We start from the raw sequence: 14,926 nt of genomic DNA, 5'->3' as shown, positions 1-14,926 counted from the left end.
CCACGCCGGGCGCAGGCCTCCCCACGGCGCGGAGCGTCGGACTTGGAACGGTGGCGTCCCGCCGACGTGGGAAGTTGGACGACCGCGTCGGCTCAGACGCGCATGGGCATGACCACGGCCGTGAAGCTGCGGTCGCCGGGGCCGTGCAGCACGCCCGGGCTGTGCTCGTCACCCAGCTCGAAGCTGACCTCGTCCGTCTCCGTCACGCCCAGGACGTCCATGAGGTAACGGGCGTTGAAGCCGATGGTGATGTCGTTGCCCTTGTAGTCCACGTCCAGCGCGTCGCGCGCTTCACCCAGGTCCGGGTTGCTGGCGGTGATGAGCAGCTTGCCCTTCTCCAGGCCGATGCGGATGGCGTTGCTCTTGTCCGCGGACAGCAGCGCGATGCGCTTGAGGCCCTCCAGCAGGCGCACCTTGGGCACGAGGACGACCTTCTCGCCCTCCTTGGGGATGACGCGCTGGTACTCGGGGAACTGCCCGTCGATGAGGCGCATCACCATGGTGAGGCCCGGCTTCTTGAACAGCGCCGAGTTCTCCGCGAACCCCAGGTGGCACTCCGCGTCCGGGGCCTCGTCCAGCAGGCGCTTGAGCTCCATCAGGCCCTTGCGCGGGATGATGACGCCGCTCTTGAGCTTGAAGTCGCCGGACATCTCGCGCTCGATGAGCGACAGCCGGTGGCCGTCCGTCGCCACCATGCGGACCTTGCCGCTCTGCTGCGGCTCGAAGAAGACGCCGTTGAGGATGTAGCGCGTCTCGTCGCTGGAGATGGCGAACTGGGTCTTCTTGATCATCTCCAGCAGCACGTTGCCGGAGATCTGCACCAGGGGAGCGTTCTCCTCCTTGGGCAGCTTCGGGTACTCCTCGGCGGCCATGCCGACGATCTTGAAGTGCGCGGAGCCGGAGGAGATGTCGACGTAGTTGTTCGCCAGCTTCTTGAGCGTGACCTCCGCGTCCGGGAGGTTCTGGACGATGTCGAAGACGTACTTCGCGCTCAGCGTGACGGCGCCCGGCTTGGACACGTCCGCCGCGTGCTCGGACACGATGCCGATGTCCAGGTCGAAGGCCGTGACCGTGATGCTGCCCTTGTTCGCCGTGAGCAGCACGTTGGCGAGGATGGGCATCGTCGTCTTGCGCTCCACGATGCCCTGGGCGCGGTAGAGGGCCTTCTTCAGCTCGTCGGCGGCGATGCGGAATTCCATCGTGGGCGTCCTTACAGGTCACGGCCCCGGAGGCCGATCTCTTGGGGCGCGGGTGTACAACGAACGGGGGGGCCCTTCCACCGTCTTGCTTGCCCTTTCGCGGCCGGCTTCGCCCTCTTCCGGACTCTCCGGGGGGCCATGTAGGACATGGAGGAAAATCGCCCCTGTCGCCCTGGCAGGCGGGCGCGCGGCCGGGCAGAGTGGACCCGGCCGTGCACCTCCCGCGTTGAAGGAGGGCACCCCGTCCTCCTTCTGGAGTCGCCATGAACGCCCGCTCCCTGATCCTGTCCGCCGTGCTCGTGCTCGGCCCGGTGGCGTGCAGCACGCCGTCCTCCCCCACCGCGCAGCCGTCCGGCGACGTGTCCGGCGCGGAGGCCCCCACCGAGCTGAAGCGGACCGGGGCGGACGCACCCTCGGGCGCCGCCAACGAGCCCGGCACGGCCGCCCCCTCCCCCTCACCCGGAGACGCCACCATGAGCCCCAGCACCGTCTACATCATCAAGGACAACGGGAAGCGCTGCTTCGCGCCGCCCTGCGACCACTACGACCTGTTCAGCGCGGACGCGCCGGACAAGAAGCTCCAGTCCATCCATGAAATCGACCTGACGGCCATCACCGGCGGGGACGACGCGAAGCTGGGGGAGCTCATGCAGCGCGCCTCCAAGGGCGGCCCCGGCCTCAAGGTGGAGGGCTCCCTGGACAAGCGGCTCAAGGCCGGCCCCGCGGGCGACGCCATCGTCCTGCGCGCCACCCGCATCGTCGGCTGAGGCGCCTCCCCGGGACCGCGTCCCACGCGGTCCCGCGCGAAGCTCAGAGCCGCACGCCCACCTGGAAGCCGGGCCAGCGCTGCATGCGCGTGTCCGTGCCCAGGGTGTGCGAGCGCACCGGCAGCGTGGTCAGCTTCGCGAACTCCGGCGTGCCCCAGGCGAAGGCCACGTTGTAGGTGGGGCCGGCGAACACGGCCAGCCGGGGCATCACCTGGAAGCCCAGCATGGCGCGCGCCTGGGACAGCAGGGTGTTGGACGCGCTGGAGAACGGATCCCGCGTGGACAGCACCTGGCTGGCCGCGACGTCCACGTCCACCCAGAAGCGCGAGCCCAGCGGGATGTGCCCGCCCAGGCCCAGCCCCAGGCTGAAGCGCTGGAAGCGGTCGTCCGGGCCGATGCCCGCGAGCAGCGTCGTGTAGAAGTGCCTGCCGCCGAACTTCAGCGCCAGGTTGGTGAGCTGCACGTCGCTGCCGAACAGCTCCAGGTGCAGTTGGCCCTTCTTCTCGTAGGAGACCAGGCCCACCGGCACGCCGCTCACCTCGTCGGAGACGTTGACCAGCCCCAACTGCATGCCGTGCACCGTGTCCGCGACGTTGATCAACCCCAACTGCATGCCGGACACGTCGCCGCCCACGTTGATCAACCCCAACTGCATGCCGGTGAGGGACGGCGCGCGGTTGAGCAGCACCGCCCCCTGGATGCCCCGCGCGGCCGTCGTCACGGAGTTGGCGCCCAGCGTGAACTGCACGCCCTTCAGGGTGCCGTTGGCGTGATTGACACCCAGTGACAACTGCACCCCGGTGGCGTCCACCGTGGTGACGTTGGCGCCCAGCGCCGCCTGCACGCCGCCCAGCGCGCCGCGCGCCACGTTGGCGCCCAGGGCCCACTGCCCGATACCGTCCACGTCCCCGTTGGCCACGTTGAGCCCCAGCGACGCCTGGGCACCGCGCACCGCGCCGCCCGCCACGTTGGTGACCAGCGACAACTGGCCGCCGTCCACGTCGCCGCCGGACGTGTTGAAGCCCAGCGCCAGCGCCAGGCCGGCCACCTCCGCGTCGTACACGTTGCCCGCCAGGCCCAGCGCCAGGCCGCCGCCCAGCGCCGCGCCGCCGTTGACGATGCCCAGCGCGAAGCGGTTCTCCACCGGCGCGCGGCCCGCCCGCAGCGTGTTGGTGCTCATCGACGGCACCAGGCTCAGGTTCACCGGCAGTTGGACGCGCCCCTGCGGAGACAAGGACATGCCGCCGCCACCGCCGCGCATCACGGTGGCCTCGTGGCCCACGCCCAGGAAGTCGCCGGGCGCGAGCGGCGTGCGCATGCCCTCCTTCAGCGTGAAGGCCGCCTCGGACACGCCGCCGTCCCACTCGCGCCGGGCGCGGTAGGCGCCGGGGGCCAGGCCCAGCTCGGTGGCGCGGCCGGACTGCTTCTGCACCTCCACCACCAGCGTGCCCACCGCGTCGCGAACATACAGGCGGCCCTCCAGCGGCTCGGTGAGGACCAGGCCCGCGGTGGTGGCGCGCAGGTCGGTCATCACCAGGTCGCCGGTGCCGGCGAGCTCGATGTCGTAGTTGGGGTGCTGCGCGCCGCCCTGCGTGCGCTCGGTGCGCGAGAGCGTCTCGTGGAAGGCGAACTGGTAGGCCTCCGTGAGGGTGACGCGGCCGTCGTGGGTGACGTCCGCGGCGCCTCGCAGGCCGGACAGCAGGTGGTGCGTGAAGAACGAGCCGCCCAGCCGGTCCGACTCCTGCGACGCCTCGTCCGCGCTGGACGAGGTGAGGATGGCGTGGCCCTTCACCTGGATGGCGGAGTCCACCAGGAACGCGGGCCGCGAGACGCCGCCCTTCTTGCGCGCGAACGCGCCGGACGCGCACGAGTCCAGCACCGCGATGCGCACGTCCGCGGGCAGCCCCTCCAGTGAGCGGCGCAGCTCGCCGTAGTCCAGGCGCTGGCCCTTGAGCAGCAGCCCCTCGTCGTCCGAGTGGCCGGAGTAGTACAGCAGCACCTCCACGCGGCGGGCCCCCGCGGTGCGGACGCCCTCCGCCAGGCGGCGCACGCGGTCGAAGCCGGCGAGCACGCCCGCGCGGTCCACGTCCGTGAGGAGCACGCGGTCCTGGGGCAGCACGCCGCCCAGCTCTGACAGCACCGTGGAGAAGGCCTTCGCGTCCGTCTCCGCGTAGCGCAGCCGCACGCGCTCCGGGCCGCCGTCGTTGACGCCCACGAGCAGGGCCAGCCGGCGCACGGGCGCGGCCTCGGCGGCGCGCGCGGGGGTGGCCGCGCCCAGCGTGAACAGGAGGATGACGAGCGCTCTCATGGGGAGGGCTTCTCCAGCAGGAAGGAGGTCTGGCCCAGGCCCGCGGGCAGGGTCAGCGGCGCGGTGCGCGCCTCGGGGGACGCGGCGAGCACGCGCGCGGCGGCCATCACGCCCTCCAGGTCGAAGGCGGCGTCCGAGGTGACGAGGAAGAAGCGCTCGAAGCCGGGGGCGTCGTCCAGCTCGTAGGCGCGGGGCAGGAGGTGCGAGCCGCCGCGCTCCAGGGGCGCGGACGTGTCCCCCAGCGCGGGCAGGTGCGGGGTGACGGTGCCCCGGCCATCCACGGAGAGGATGACGCCGTGGGCGTGGCCGGCGGCGGTGTACGACAACTGCACCACGTCACCGGCCTGGGCGGGGGCGCCGTCGGTGAGGTGCTCGGTGCGGGTGCCGGCCTGGCGGTGCACGTCGAGCCGGGGCTGAAGCCCCTTGCTGCGCGTGGGCTCCAGGACGCCGGGGGTGCCCGTCGCCGCCCAGGGGTCGCGCGCCTCCTGCTGCTGGGACGACGCCCCCGGCCGCACGAGGACGACGAGGGTCGCGGCGGCGAGCACCGGCACCAGGGCGGGCAGGAAGCGCCAGGAAGGGCGCGACGGAGGGGCCTCGGCGCGGGGCGTGGCGGCGGGCGAGCCGGCGCGGGCGAAGCGGGCCTGCACCTCGCGGGCGACGCGGTCAGGGGGCAGGGCCTCCAGGGTGGCGCGCGAGTCGGCCTCCAGGGCGGCGAGGCGGGCGGGGCCGTCCGGTTCGCGGGACAGGCGGTCGCGGGCGGCGGCGAGCTCGTCCGGGGGCAGCTCTCCCAGGGCGATTCGCTCCAGCAGCCAGTCCGGGGTGCGGTGGGGGGACGTCATGCGGCCTCCAGCTCCTGCAGGACAGCGGACAGGGCCCGGAGGCGCTTGCGCACTCCGGACACGGACAGGCCCACCTCGCGGGCGGTCTCCTCCAGCGTCATGCCGTCCACCAGGTGGAGCACGGCGATGTCGCGGCTGGACGCGGGGACGCGGCCGAAGAGGCGGTCCAGGAGGCCCCGGGCGGCGGTGCGCGCCTCGGTGTCGCCGGACGCGGCGATGCGGAGCACCAGCTCATCGTCGCGGTCCTCGGGGCGCCGCTTCGCGCCGCGGAGGCGGTTGAGGCACACGCGGGTGGCGATCTGATGCAGCAGGCTGGAGGGCCCGGCGTCCTTCAGCGCGGCCTGGTAGCGCAGCAGTTGAACGAACACGTCATGCATGGCGTCCACGGCCTGTTCCTCGTCGCGCAGCAGGAAGCGGCAGCGCCGGAGCACCTGGGGCCCATAGCGTCGGTAATAGGCCTCCACATCGACGGACACCGCGCACGCCTCCCGGTTGGCCAGGGGAACACCGGTGCCCCGGAAATCTGTCACCGGCCCTTTGACGAAAGCGGCGTCCCTACCCCGTTTCCACCCACCCCGGCCACCCCGGGCCGGGAATTCCCGGCTTCCGTGCGCCCCACCCGGGAGTTCGCTTGACCTGCAAGCAGAAAAACAACCGTTCGCTCCTCGGGACTGGGGACTGTTCGATTCCGGATGCGGGAGAGCGCTCCGGGGTTTAACGGAAGCTGGAACGTCTCTACCCTGCCCCTTCCGCTACCGGCTCACGTGATCCAAACGACCCCTGCCATCGACTCGCTGCGGGCGCGGTACCTGGCCGCGCAGCTCTCCGGCAACCGCCAGGAAGCGCTGCGCCTGCTCGTGGACGAGGGCCTGCTGTGCGGCGTCCCCCTCCAGGAGCTCCACCTGGATGTCATCCAGGGGGCCCAGTACGAAATCGGCCGGCTCTGGCAGGAGAACGTCATCTCCGTGGCCCAGGAGCACCTGGCCACCGCCATCTCCCAGTACGTCCTGGCCCACCTGTACCGCCACCTGCCCCGCGACCCGTCCAACGGGAAGATCGTGATGATGGCGTGCGTGGAGCGCGAACTTCACGAAGTGGGCGCGCGCATGGCCAGCGACTTCCTGGAGATGGCCGGCTTCGACGTGCGCTTCCTCGGCGCCAACGTGCCCGCGGACCACCTGGCCCGCATGGTGCGCGAGTCCCCGCCCGACCTGCTGGCCCTCTCCGTCACCATGCCCTTCCACATGCCCCAGGTCCGCGAGGCCGTGCGCAAGGTGCGCGAGGTGTCTCCGGCCCTGCCCATCGCCGTGGGCGGACTCGCCTTCGACTGGGGCCCCGTGCTCGAAGAGGAACTGGCCGTGTCCTTCTTCGGCAAGAGCGTCCGCGAGCTGGTCGCCTCCACCTGCCGCATCCTGGGAGTCTGACGCCATGTCGCACGTGAGCCTCCAGGTGGAAGCGCGGACCACGCCGCTCGCTTCCGCTTCCGTTCAAGCTTTGTACGAGGATCCGTTCTGGGCCGCGCGCTACGGACTCCCGCGCGCCCGCCGCTTCGGGGACGAGGACGCCGTCTTCCACGTGCGCTACCTCGTCCAGGCCCTGGACGCGGAGCGCCCCGCCATCCTGGAGGACTACGCGCGCTGGCTGCGCACCCTGCTCGTCACGCGAGGCATGTGCTCGCTGCACCTGGACCAACACTTCGAAGGGCTCGACCGCGCGCTCCAGGCGGAGGGCTTCGGCCCGGACTCGCTGCCCCACGCGTACGTCCAGTCCGCCCGCCAGGCGCTTCGCTACAAGGACGGCCCCGCACACGCCGTGGAGGCGGACGCCGCCGCCATCATCAGCGCGGTCGTGCGGCGGACGGAGGGTCCGCTGCCCCCCGGAAGCCGCCCCCGCCTGGAACAAGAGGTGCGCCTCCAGTTGTCCTACCTCGCGGATGCGCTCGCCCTGGGCCGTGACGACCTGTGGCATGCGCATCTGCGTTGGTACGAGGGCTTCTGGCCCCAACGGGGTTTGTCTCCCCTGAACCTTGCACACCTCCTGGACGCCCTGAGGGCAGCCCTGCGGGACGGCCCCCCCGAAGCGCGGACGCTGCTCGCGCGGATGCCCGATTCGTGGGAGGAGACGCACTCATGATGAAGGAAGATGACCGCGCCTCCGGGATCTTCGAATCCCTCAGCCGCGAGCTGGCGTTGGCCTGCGATGCGCAAGGGACGGTCGTCTGGCGCGATGAGCGCGCCGCGCGCATCCTGGGCGTCAAGCCCGGACAGGCGCTGAAGGACCTGGCGAGCCCCGGCAGCGAGAGCAAGGTGGAGAAGCTGCTCGTGCAGGCGCGCGACGAGGCCGTGGACGGCTGGGAGCTCATCCTCCAGAGCCAGCACCAGCCCGCGGCGTTCGCCTTCCGCGCCCGGCCGCACGAGGGCGGCATCGCGCTGGTGGGCAGCCTGGTGCCGGAGGACTACGGCGCCGCGCTCACCCAGGTGAGCACCACCCTGGGAGAGCTGTCCGCGCTCCACCGCGAGACGGAGCGCCAGCAGCACGAACTCAAGCGCCGCGCGGAGGAGCTGGCCCGCCTCAACCGCGAGCTGGAGGAGTCCAACAAGGGCGTGCGCAGCCTGCACGCCGCCCTGGACGAGAAGGCGGAGAGCCTCCTGCGCGCGTCCGAAATCAAGAGCCGCGTGGTGGCCAACGTGAGCCACGAGTTCCGCACGCCGCTGCACTCCATCCTCGGGCTGTCCAAGGTGCTGCTCAACCCGCTCAACGGCAGCCTCGCGCCGGAGCAGGAGAAGCAGGTCCAGTTCATCCGCGGCTCCGCGGAGGCCCTCTTCGAGCTGGTCAACGACCTCCTGGACCTGTCCAAGGTGGAGTCCGGCAAGACGACGCTGCGCCACAGCCGCTTCGTCGCGTCCGACCTCATCAGCGCGCTGCGCGGCATGACGCGGCCCCTGCTGCCGCCGGACTCGACGGTGGCGCTCGACTTCGTGGAGCCGGCGGAGCCCCTGGAGCTGGAGACGGACGAGGCCAAGCTCAGCCAGGTGATGCGCAACCTCATCTCCAACGCGCTCAAGTTCACCGAGTCCGGCGCCGTCACGGTGTCCGCGGCCCCGGGCCCGCGCGACACGGTGGTGTTCACCGTGAAGGACACGGGCATCGGCATCGCGCCGGAGAACCACGACCGCGTCTTCGAGGAGTTCATCCAGGTGGACAGCCCCCTGCAGCGGCGCGTGAAGGGCACCGGCCTGGGCCTGCCCCTGGCGCGCAAGCTGACGGAGCTTTTGGGCGGCACGCTCACCGTGCAGAGCCGGCTGGGGGAGGGCTCCACCTTCGTCATCACCCTGCCGCGCGTCCACCCGGAGGTCTCGGAGATGACGGGGCTCACCCAGCGCAGCGAGAAGCTGGACCCCTCGCGCGCCCCGGTGCTGGTGCTGGAGGACGACCGCCAGACGCTCTTCCTCTACGAGAAGTACCTGGCGCGCTCCGGCTTCCAGGTGCTGCCCGTGCGCAGCGTGGAGGACGCGCGCAAGGTGATGCAGCGCGTGCGCCCCGCGGCCATGGTGCTGGACGTGATGCTGGAGGGCGAGACGAGCTGGAGCTTCCTCGCGGAGATGAAGAACGGGGAGCAGACGCGCGACATCCCCATCCTCGTCGTCACCGTGACGGACCGCGAGCAGAAGGCGCGCGCCCTGGGCGCGGACGAGTTCTGGCTCAAGCCCGTGGACGAGGTGCGCCTGCAGAAGAAGCTGGCCGCCATGGCGCGCACCGGGCCGGTGGAGCGGCTGCTCATCATCGACGACGACGACGTGCACCGCTACCTGCTCAAGCAACTGCTCAAGGACACGCCCTTCCACCTGCTGGAGGCGTCCAACGGCCGCGAGGGCGTCCGCATCGCCCGTGAGAACGCCCCGCACCTCATCCTCCTGGACTTCGTGCTGCCGGACATCACCGCCTTCGACGTGCTGGACGAGCTGAAGGCGGACCCGCGCACGCGCGACATCCCCATCATCCTGCACACCTCCCACCAGTTGCAGGAGGCGGAGCGCCAGCGGCTGGCGCGTGAGACCTCCGCCATCCTGGCCAAGCACACGCTCAGCCGGGAGGTGGCCATCACCCGCATCCGCGACGCCCTGTCCAAGGCGGGGCTGGGGAACCGGGACGTGCGCGAGGTGAACCCCCGTGGCTGAGGAGGCGCGTCTGGCGACGGTCCTCAACGTCAACGACGACGAGGCCAACCGCTACCTGGTCAACCGCATCCTGGAGATGTCCGGCTACCACGTGCTGGAGGCGGCCACCGGCATGGCGGCGCTCCTCATCGCCGAGGAGCACCGCCCGGACGTCATCGTCCTGGACGTGAAGCTGCCGGACATCAGCGGCTATGAGGTCTGCGCGCGGCTGAGGGCCAACTCGGCCACGGCCTCCATCGCGGTGATGCACACGTCCGCGACGTTCGTCACGCCGGACAAGAAGGTGCAGGGCCTGGAGGGCGGCGCGGACGCGTACCTCACCCAGCCCTACGAGCCGTCGGAGCTCATCGCCACGGTGCGCTCGCTGCTGCGCCTGCGCCACGCGGAGCAGCAGGCCCGGCTGCGCACGGATCAGCTCATCGAGATGGACCGGCGCAAGGACGAGTTCCTGGCCATGCTGGCCCACGAGCTGCGCAACCCGCTGGCCGCCATCATGACGGCCATTGGCATCCTGGAGCGCAAGGCGCCCTCGGACACCAAGGAGGCGCGGATGCACGGCATCATCCAGCGCCAGACGCACCACCTGGCGCGGCTGGTGGATGACCTGCTGGACGTCAGCCGCATCACCCGGGGCAAGGTGGAGCTGCGCAAGGAGCCGGTGAGCCTGACGGCCACCTTCCAGCAGCTCCTCGCCATCCTGCGCCCCCGCGTGGAGTCGCGCGGCCTGAAGCTGGAGGTCCACCTGCCCCGCGCGCCGCTGTGGCTGGAGGGAGACGCCACGCGCCTGGAGCAGGTCTTCACCAACCTGGTGGACAACGCGGCCAAGTACACGGACGAGGGCAGCGTCACCATCGACCTGTTCCAGGAGGGCGTGGACGGCAACGCGCAGGCGGTGCTGCGGGTGAAGGACACCGGCATCGGTATCTCGCCGGAGAAGCTGCCCGCCATGTTCGAGCTGTTCGCCCAGGCGGACACCTCGCTGGAGCGCTCGCGCGGGGGGCTGGGCATTGGCCTCACGCTGGTGCGCACGCTGGTGCGGATGCACGGCGGCAGCGTGGAGGCGGCCAGCGGCGGCCCGGGCCAGGGCAGCGAGTTCGTCGTGCGGCTGCCCCTGCTCCCCGCGGACCGGGTCCCCCAGGTGACGGGGACGAACCTGCTGGACGCGCGGCGCGCGCGGCGCATCCTCCTGGTGGAGGACAACTCGGACGCGCGCCAGTCCATGCGCGACCTGCTGGAGCTGTGGGGTCACCAGGTGGCGGTGGCCCAGGACGGCGTGCGGGGCGTGGAGCTGGCCATGGAGCACGCGCCGGACCTGGCGCTGGTGGACATTGGCCTGCCGGGGCTGGACGGCTTCCAGGTGGCGCGGACGCTGCGCGCGCGCGTGGGGCAGAACCTGCGGCTGGTGGCGCTCAGCGGCTACGGCGACGCGGACACCTACCAGCAGGCCCTGAAGGCCGGGTTCGACGTGCACCTCACCAAGCCGGTGCGGCCCGCGGACCTGGACCGCGTCCTGTCGAACCTCTGAAAGCGGGAGGAGAGGTGGCTACCGCCGCGTCAGCGCGTTGGCCACCAGGCCCAGCAGCTTCACCTGGGCGGGGTCCAGTTGACGCACGCTGCGCAACAGCCGGCGCACCTCCGGACGCTCCGGCGTGGGCGGCGGGGCCTCGCTGGTGCGCGACGGCGGAGCGCCCTGCGCCGCGAGTCCCAGCAGCTCGTCCGCGGAGACGTGCAGCTCGTGGCACAGCTTCAGCAGGGTCTGGACGCTGGGGAGCATGCCGCCGCGTTCCAAGCGGCCGTACACTTCCGTGGCCACGTCGATTCGCTCGGCCACGTCGGCCTGCGTAAGCTCCATGCGGCCCCGGGCGACCCGTGCGGATGCGCCGATGGTGGTTGCGAGTTTCTTGTCCATGCCTTTGCTTGCCGACCCGAAACGTTTGGCCGACGGCATAGGACGTATAGAGGCAGACAGACAGAACTTGCCGGGTCAGCCTCCCATTGTTCACCCATAGGGTCGCTGCGCGGGAGGTGGACTTTCGGAGTCCGGGCAACCCCGACACCCATGGCTCTTTTGAGACGGAGCGCCCTCTGGAAACGGCCTCCGGCGGGTGCACTCCCGCGCGTTTCCGGGCTTGTCCGGAGGTGACCCAGGACGTTGGAGCCGCCGTTTCCTACGGTGTTCGAGCGTCCTGCCGCCACTGCCACCCTTCAGGGTTGGCTCGTGTTTTCAGTGTCGCCTGATACACCCGCGCCGCGGGGCGCCTACCGCGAGGCCAGGGTGGTCAACTCCACCGTGCCCAGGGCGCGCGCCAGCTCCGCGCGGGAGGTGGCCAGCTCGTACGTCGCCTGCACCTGCTGCGCGGCGGCGTTGGTGAAGGCCACCTGCGCGTCGCTCACCTCGATGATGTTGCCCACGCCCGCGCGGTAGCGCCCCTCGGCCAGCCGCAGCCGCTCGCGCGCGTTCACCCGCGCCTCCTCCGCGGCGGTGAGCGCCTCGCGCGTGGCCACCACGTTGAGCCGGGCCTGCTCCACCTGCAGCCGCACCTGCTGCCGGAGCGCGTCCTTCTGCGCCTGGAGGTCGCGCAGGTTGGCCTGGGCCTCGCGCGTCTGCGCGTTGACGAGCCCGCCCTGGAACAGCGCCCAGCTCAACTGGACGCCGCCCTGCGCGCTCAGCGTGGCGCCGTTGAACGGGTTCTCCCCCACGTCGGACAGGTTGCCCGTGGCGCTCAAGGCGGGCAGGTGGCCGGCCTTCGTCACCTTCACCTGGGACTCCTGGGCGGAGATCTGCCGCTCGCGCGCGGCGACGTCCGGGCGGGCCTCCAGCGCGCGCTTCACCAGCGCGTCCAGCACCTCGTCCTCGCCCGCCACGGCCGCCACCGTCACGTCCTGCACGGTGTAGTCGGTGGCCGTCTCCACGCCCATGGTCTGGTTGAGCTGCGCCTTCGCGGTGGCGTACGCGTTCTGCGCGCGGATGAGCGCCACCTGCGCGTTGGCCTTCGCGGTGCGCTGCTGGAGCAGGTCGATCTCCGGCCGCGAGCCCACCTGCACGGACGCGTTCACCTGGTTGAGCCGCGCCTCCTCGCTCTGGAGCGTCTCGCGCGCCACGCCCAGCAGGGCCTTCTGCGTGAGGACGTTGAAGTACGCGGCGCGCACGTCGCGCAGCGCGTCCTGGAGCACCTGCTGCTGAGAGTCCTCCTGCGCGCCCGCGGACTCCCTGGACGCGGTGTAGCGGCCCTTCGTCCTGCCGAAGTCGTAGATGAGCTGGCTGGCGGCGATGCTGCCGCTGAAGCGCCGCGTGGAGTTGGACACCACGCCGGTGTCGCTGCCCGGCACGTTCTGGATGACCGCCCGGTTGCTGGTGCCCAGCGTGTAGCCGGCGTTCGCGCTCACCTGCGGCAGGAAGCTGGAGAAGGACTGGTCCACCCGGGCGTACGCCGCGTCGGTGCTCGCCTGCGCCGAGCGCAGCGACGGCTGGTGCTGGCGCGCCGCGGCCTCCGCGTCCGCCAGGGTGATGACGCGCCCCTCGGCCGCGTCCTGGAGCGGGGCGGCCGGGGCCGTCTGGGCCCCAACGGCCAGGGGCAGGACCCACAACGACAGCGTCAACGGAAGCGACCGCATCACTCGTACCTCAGGGCATCGATGGGATCCAACAGGCTCGCCTTGCGCGCCGGGTACAGCCCGAAGACGACCCCGACCAGGCCGCTGAACCCGATGGCCAGCAGCGCGACGTCGGGACGGACCAGCATGGGCCAGCCGAACTGCGCGGCGAGCAGCTTCGCCACGCCCAGCCCCACGGCCGCGCCGATGATGCCGCCCAGCACCGCCAGCGTCAGCGCCTCGATGAGGAACTGCGCCAGGATGTCCCGCGGCCGGGCGCCCACCGCCACGCGCACGCCAATCTCGCGCGTCCGCTCTGTGACGCTCACCAGCATGATGTTCATGATGCCGATACCGCCCACCACCAGCGACACCGCCGCGATGGCCGCGAGCAGCAGGCTCAGCGTCTCCGTGCTCTGCTGCTGACCGCTGGCCACCTCCGCCAGGTTGCGCACGTCGAAGTCGTTGGCGTCGTCCTCGCCCAGCCGGTGCCGCTCGCGCAGCAGGTTCGTCACGTCCGCCTGGGCCTTGGCGGTGAGGTCCGCGCTCACCGCCTGCACGAACACCGCGCCGGTGATGTACGCGCCCAGGCTCTGCGCCTGCACCTGCCGCTTGAACGTGGTGGCCGGCACGAACACCGTGTTGTCGAAGTCCTGGCCCACGGGCGACTGGCCCTTGGGCGCCGTCACCCCCATCACGGTGAAGGGCGTCTTGTTGATGCGGATGACCTGCCCCACGGGGTTGAAGCCCTTGCCGTAGAGGTTGTCCACCACCGTCTGGCCCAGCACCGCCACCTTCGCGCCCGCCTCGTTGTCCGCGTCCGTGAAGTGCGCGCCGTGGGCCATGGTCCAACTGCGCACGGTGAAGTAGTCCGTCGTGGTGCCGATGATGCTGGTGTTCCAGTTCTGGTCCTCGCTGAACACCTGCGCGTTGGAGCGCATCTCCGGCGCCGCGCCGCGCACGCTGGACACCTGCGTGCGCACCGCCTCCAGGTCGTCCCAGGTGATGGTGGGCTGGCTGCCGAAGCCGCCGCGCGCGCCGCCGGACCGGGACGAGCCCGGCAGGATGATGAGCAGGTTGGTGCCCATGGAGTCGAAGACCTTCTGCACGCTGGCCTTCGCCCCGTCGCCAATGGCCACCATGGCGATGACCGCGCCCACGCCGATGATGATGCCCAGCGCGGTGAGCACCGAGCGCGTCTTGCTGCGCAACAGCGCGCGCAGCGCCAGGACGAGCGTCTCCAGGATGTTCATGTCCCCACCTCCTCGGCGGGCACCACCGCCGGGTTCGGCGTCTGGCGTCTGTCGTTCACGATGCGCCCGTCCTTCACCACCACGATGCGCTGGGTGTACTCGGCCACGTCCGGCTCGTGCGTCACCAGCACCAGCGTCATGCCCTCCTTCTGCAACTGCTGGAACAGCGCCATCACCTCCACCGTGGTGCGCGAGTCCAGGTTGCCCGTGGGCTCGTCCGCGAGGATGACCCGGGGCCGCCCCACCAGCGCCCGCGCGATGGCCACGCGCTGCTGCTGACCGCCGGAGAGCTGCTTCGGGTGGTGGTCCAACCGCGCCCCCAGCCCCACGCGCTCCAGCGCCTCCTTCGCGCGCGCGCGGCGCTCCTTGGACGGCACGCCCGCGTACAGCATGGGCAGCTCCACGTTCTCCAGCGCGGTGGTGCGCGCCAGCAGGTTGAAGCTCTGGAAGACGAAGCCCAGGGTGCGGTTGCGCACGCGCGCCAGGCCGTCGCGGTCCAGGCGGGCCACCTCGCGGCCGTTGAGCAGGTACTCCCCGGAGGTGGGCCGGTCCAGGCAGCCCAGGATGTTCATCAGCGTGGACTTGCCCGAACCGGAGGAGCCCATGATGGAGACGAACTCCCCCGGCTCCACCGTGAAGTCCACGCCGCGCAGGGCCCGCACCTCCACGTCGCCGGACCTGTACACCTTCGCCACGTTCTTGAGCTGGATGACGGGGGGTGCCCGCTTCGTGTCCGCGTCCATCGGTCTGCCTTCCGTCCCTTCCCCTGCCCTCGGTGCCTGTGTGCC

The 14,926-nt window shown here is 71.3% G+C and carries 13 protein-coding genes; 5 read left to right on the top strand and 8 right to left on the bottom strand.

Annotated elements, in window-relative coordinates:
* Positions 1-92 precede the first annotated feature (92 nt).
* Entirely contained in the window at positions 93-1,199 is a 1,107-nt protein-coding gene (gene dnaN / locus K8612_RS30840) for a DNA polymerase III subunit beta (protein ID WP_207054127.1), read from the bottom strand.
* A gap of 263 nt (positions 1,200-1,462) precedes the next feature.
* Between dnaN and K8612_RS30835 the strand changes: the two genes are divergently transcribed.
* Positions 1,463-1,966 carry a hypothetical protein gene (locus K8612_RS30835; protein ID WP_223742523.1) on the top strand — a complete coding sequence of 168 codons (504 nt, stop codon included), beginning with the start codon at positions 1,463-1,465 and terminating at the stop codon, positions 1,964-1,966.
* Positions 1,967-2,009: 43 nt separating this feature from the next.
* Here K8612_RS30835 and K8612_RS30830 read toward each other — a convergent pair whose 3' ends face one another.
* From K8612_RS30830 to K8612_RS30820, 3 genes are read right to left on the bottom strand one after another with little or no spacing between them, the layout of a single operon-like run.
* Positions 2,010-4,274: a caspase domain-containing protein gene (locus K8612_RS30830; RefSeq protein WP_223764887.1), complete on the bottom strand. Its 2,265-nt coding sequence runs from the start codon at positions 4,272-4,274 to the stop codon at positions 2,010-2,012.
* Positions 4,271-5,113, bottom strand: a complete 843-nt coding sequence (locus tag K8612_RS30825; RefSeq protein WP_223742525.1) for an ActD-like protein — start codon at positions 5,111-5,113, stop codon at positions 4,271-4,273. Before K8612_RS30825 ends, K8612_RS30830 begins: the two co-directional genes overlap by 4 nt.
* Entirely contained in the window at positions 5,110-5,589 is a 480-nt protein-coding gene (locus K8612_RS30820; RefSeq protein ID WP_120565395.1) for an RNA polymerase sigma factor, read from the bottom strand. Before K8612_RS30820 ends, K8612_RS30825 begins: the two co-directional genes overlap by 4 nt.
* A 216-nt stretch (positions 5,590-5,805) precedes the next feature.
* Between K8612_RS30820 and K8612_RS30815 the strand changes: the two genes are divergently transcribed.
* Genes K8612_RS30815 through K8612_RS30800 form a run of 4 tightly spaced genes read left to right on the top strand, consistent with a single transcriptional unit; the run spans position 5,806 to position 10,816 of the window.
* Complete coding sequence (locus K8612_RS30815; protein WP_223764886.1) at positions 5,806-6,537, top strand: B12-binding domain-containing protein; 732 nt, start codon at positions 5,806-5,808, stop codon at positions 6,535-6,537.
* Positions 6,538-6,541: 4 nt separating this feature from the next.
* Positions 6,542-7,246, top strand: a complete 705-nt coding sequence (locus tag K8612_RS30810; RefSeq protein ID WP_223764885.1) for a hypothetical protein — start codon at positions 6,542-6,544, stop codon at positions 7,244-7,246.
* Positions 7,243-9,291 carry a hybrid sensor histidine kinase/response regulator gene (locus K8612_RS30805; RefSeq protein ID WP_223764884.1) on the top strand — a complete coding sequence of 683 codons (2,049 nt, stop codon included), beginning with the start codon at positions 7,243-7,245 and terminating at the stop codon, positions 9,289-9,291. The genes K8612_RS30810 and K8612_RS30805 overlap by 4 nt, the downstream gene beginning before the upstream one ends.
* Complete coding sequence (locus tag K8612_RS30800) at positions 9,284-10,816, top strand: response regulator (RefSeq protein ID WP_223742529.1); 1,533 nt, start codon at positions 9,284-9,286, stop codon at positions 10,814-10,816. Before K8612_RS30805 ends, K8612_RS30800 begins: the two co-directional genes overlap by 8 nt.
* A gap of 18 nt (positions 10,817-10,834) precedes the next feature.
* Here the strand turns inward: K8612_RS30800 and K8612_RS30795 are convergent, their stop codons facing one another.
* From K8612_RS30795 to K8612_RS30780, 4 genes are all read right to left on the bottom strand, one after another.
* The gene (locus K8612_RS30795; RefSeq protein WP_014400592.1) at positions 10,835-11,200 is read right to left on the bottom strand and encodes a helix-turn-helix transcriptional regulator; all 366 of its coding nucleotides are present in this window, start codon (positions 11,198-11,200) and stop codon (positions 10,835-10,837) included.
* A gap of 350 nt (positions 11,201-11,550) precedes the next feature.
* On the bottom strand, positions 11,551-12,906 hold the full coding sequence (locus K8612_RS30790) for a TolC family protein (RefSeq protein ID WP_223742530.1): 1,356 nt from the start codon (positions 12,904-12,906) through the stop codon (positions 11,551-11,553).
* The gene (locus K8612_RS30785) at positions 12,906-14,138 is read right to left on the bottom strand and encodes an ABC transporter permease (protein ID WP_223742531.1); all 1,233 of its coding nucleotides are present in this window, start codon (positions 14,136-14,138) and stop codon (positions 12,906-12,908) included. The genes K8612_RS30790 and K8612_RS30785 overlap by 1 nt, the downstream gene beginning before the upstream one ends.
* On the bottom strand, positions 14,135-14,881 hold the full coding sequence (locus K8612_RS30780) for an ABC transporter ATP-binding protein (protein ID WP_223764883.1): 747 nt from the start codon (positions 14,879-14,881) through the stop codon (positions 14,135-14,137). Before K8612_RS30780 ends, K8612_RS30785 begins: the two co-directional genes overlap by 4 nt.
* Between the last annotated feature and the right edge of the window lie 45 nt (positions 14,882-14,926).

The sequence above is a fragment of the Corallococcus sp. AS-1-6 genome (assembly GCF_020037015.1).
GTDB lineage: Bacteria > Myxococcota > Myxococcia > Myxococcales > Myxococcaceae > Corallococcus.
This window is presented reverse-complemented; position numbering and strand designations above follow the sequence as displayed.

Bases quoted from the DNA above. Each gene is read 5' to 3' on its own strand.
- K8612_RS30805 (WP_223764884.1), top strand. From the start codon at position 7,243: ATGATGAAGGAAGATGACCGCGCCTCCGGGATCTTCGAATCCCTCAGC.
- K8612_RS30785 (WP_223742531.1), bottom strand. From the start codon at position 14,138: ATGAACATCCTGGAGACGCTCGTCCTGGCGCTGCGCGCGCTGTTGCGC.
- K8612_RS30790 (WP_223742530.1), bottom strand. From the start codon at position 12,906: ATGCGGTCGCTTCCGTTGACGCTGTCGTTGTGGGTCCTGCCCCTGGCC.
- K8612_RS30810 (WP_223764885.1), top strand. From the start codon at position 6,542: ATGTCGCACGTGAGCCTCCAGGTGGAAGCGCGGACCACGCCGCTCGCT.
- K8612_RS30830 (WP_223764887.1), bottom strand. From the start codon at position 4,274: ATGAGAGCGCTCGTCATCCTCCTGTTCACGCTGGGCGCGGCCACCCCC.
- K8612_RS30815 (WP_223764886.1), top strand. From the start codon at position 5,806: ATGCGGGAGAGCGCTCCGGGGTTTAACGGAAGCTGGAACGTCTCTACC.
- K8612_RS30825 (WP_223742525.1), bottom strand. From the start codon at position 5,113: ATGACGTCCCCCCACCGCACCCCGGACTGGCTGCTGGAGCGAATCGCC.
- K8612_RS30780 (WP_223764883.1), bottom strand. From the start codon at position 14,881: ATGGACGCGGACACGAAGCGGGCACCCCCCGTCATCCAGCTCAAGAAC.
- dnaN (WP_207054127.1), bottom strand. From the start codon at position 1,199: ATGGAATTCCGCATCGCCGCCGACGAGCTGAAGAAGGCCCTCTACCGC.
- K8612_RS30795 (WP_014400592.1), bottom strand. From the start codon at position 11,200: ATGGACAAGAAACTCGCAACCACCATCGGCGCATCCGCACGGGTCGCC.
- K8612_RS30835 (WP_223742523.1), top strand. From the start codon at position 1,463: ATGAACGCCCGCTCCCTGATCCTGTCCGCCGTGCTCGTGCTCGGCCCG.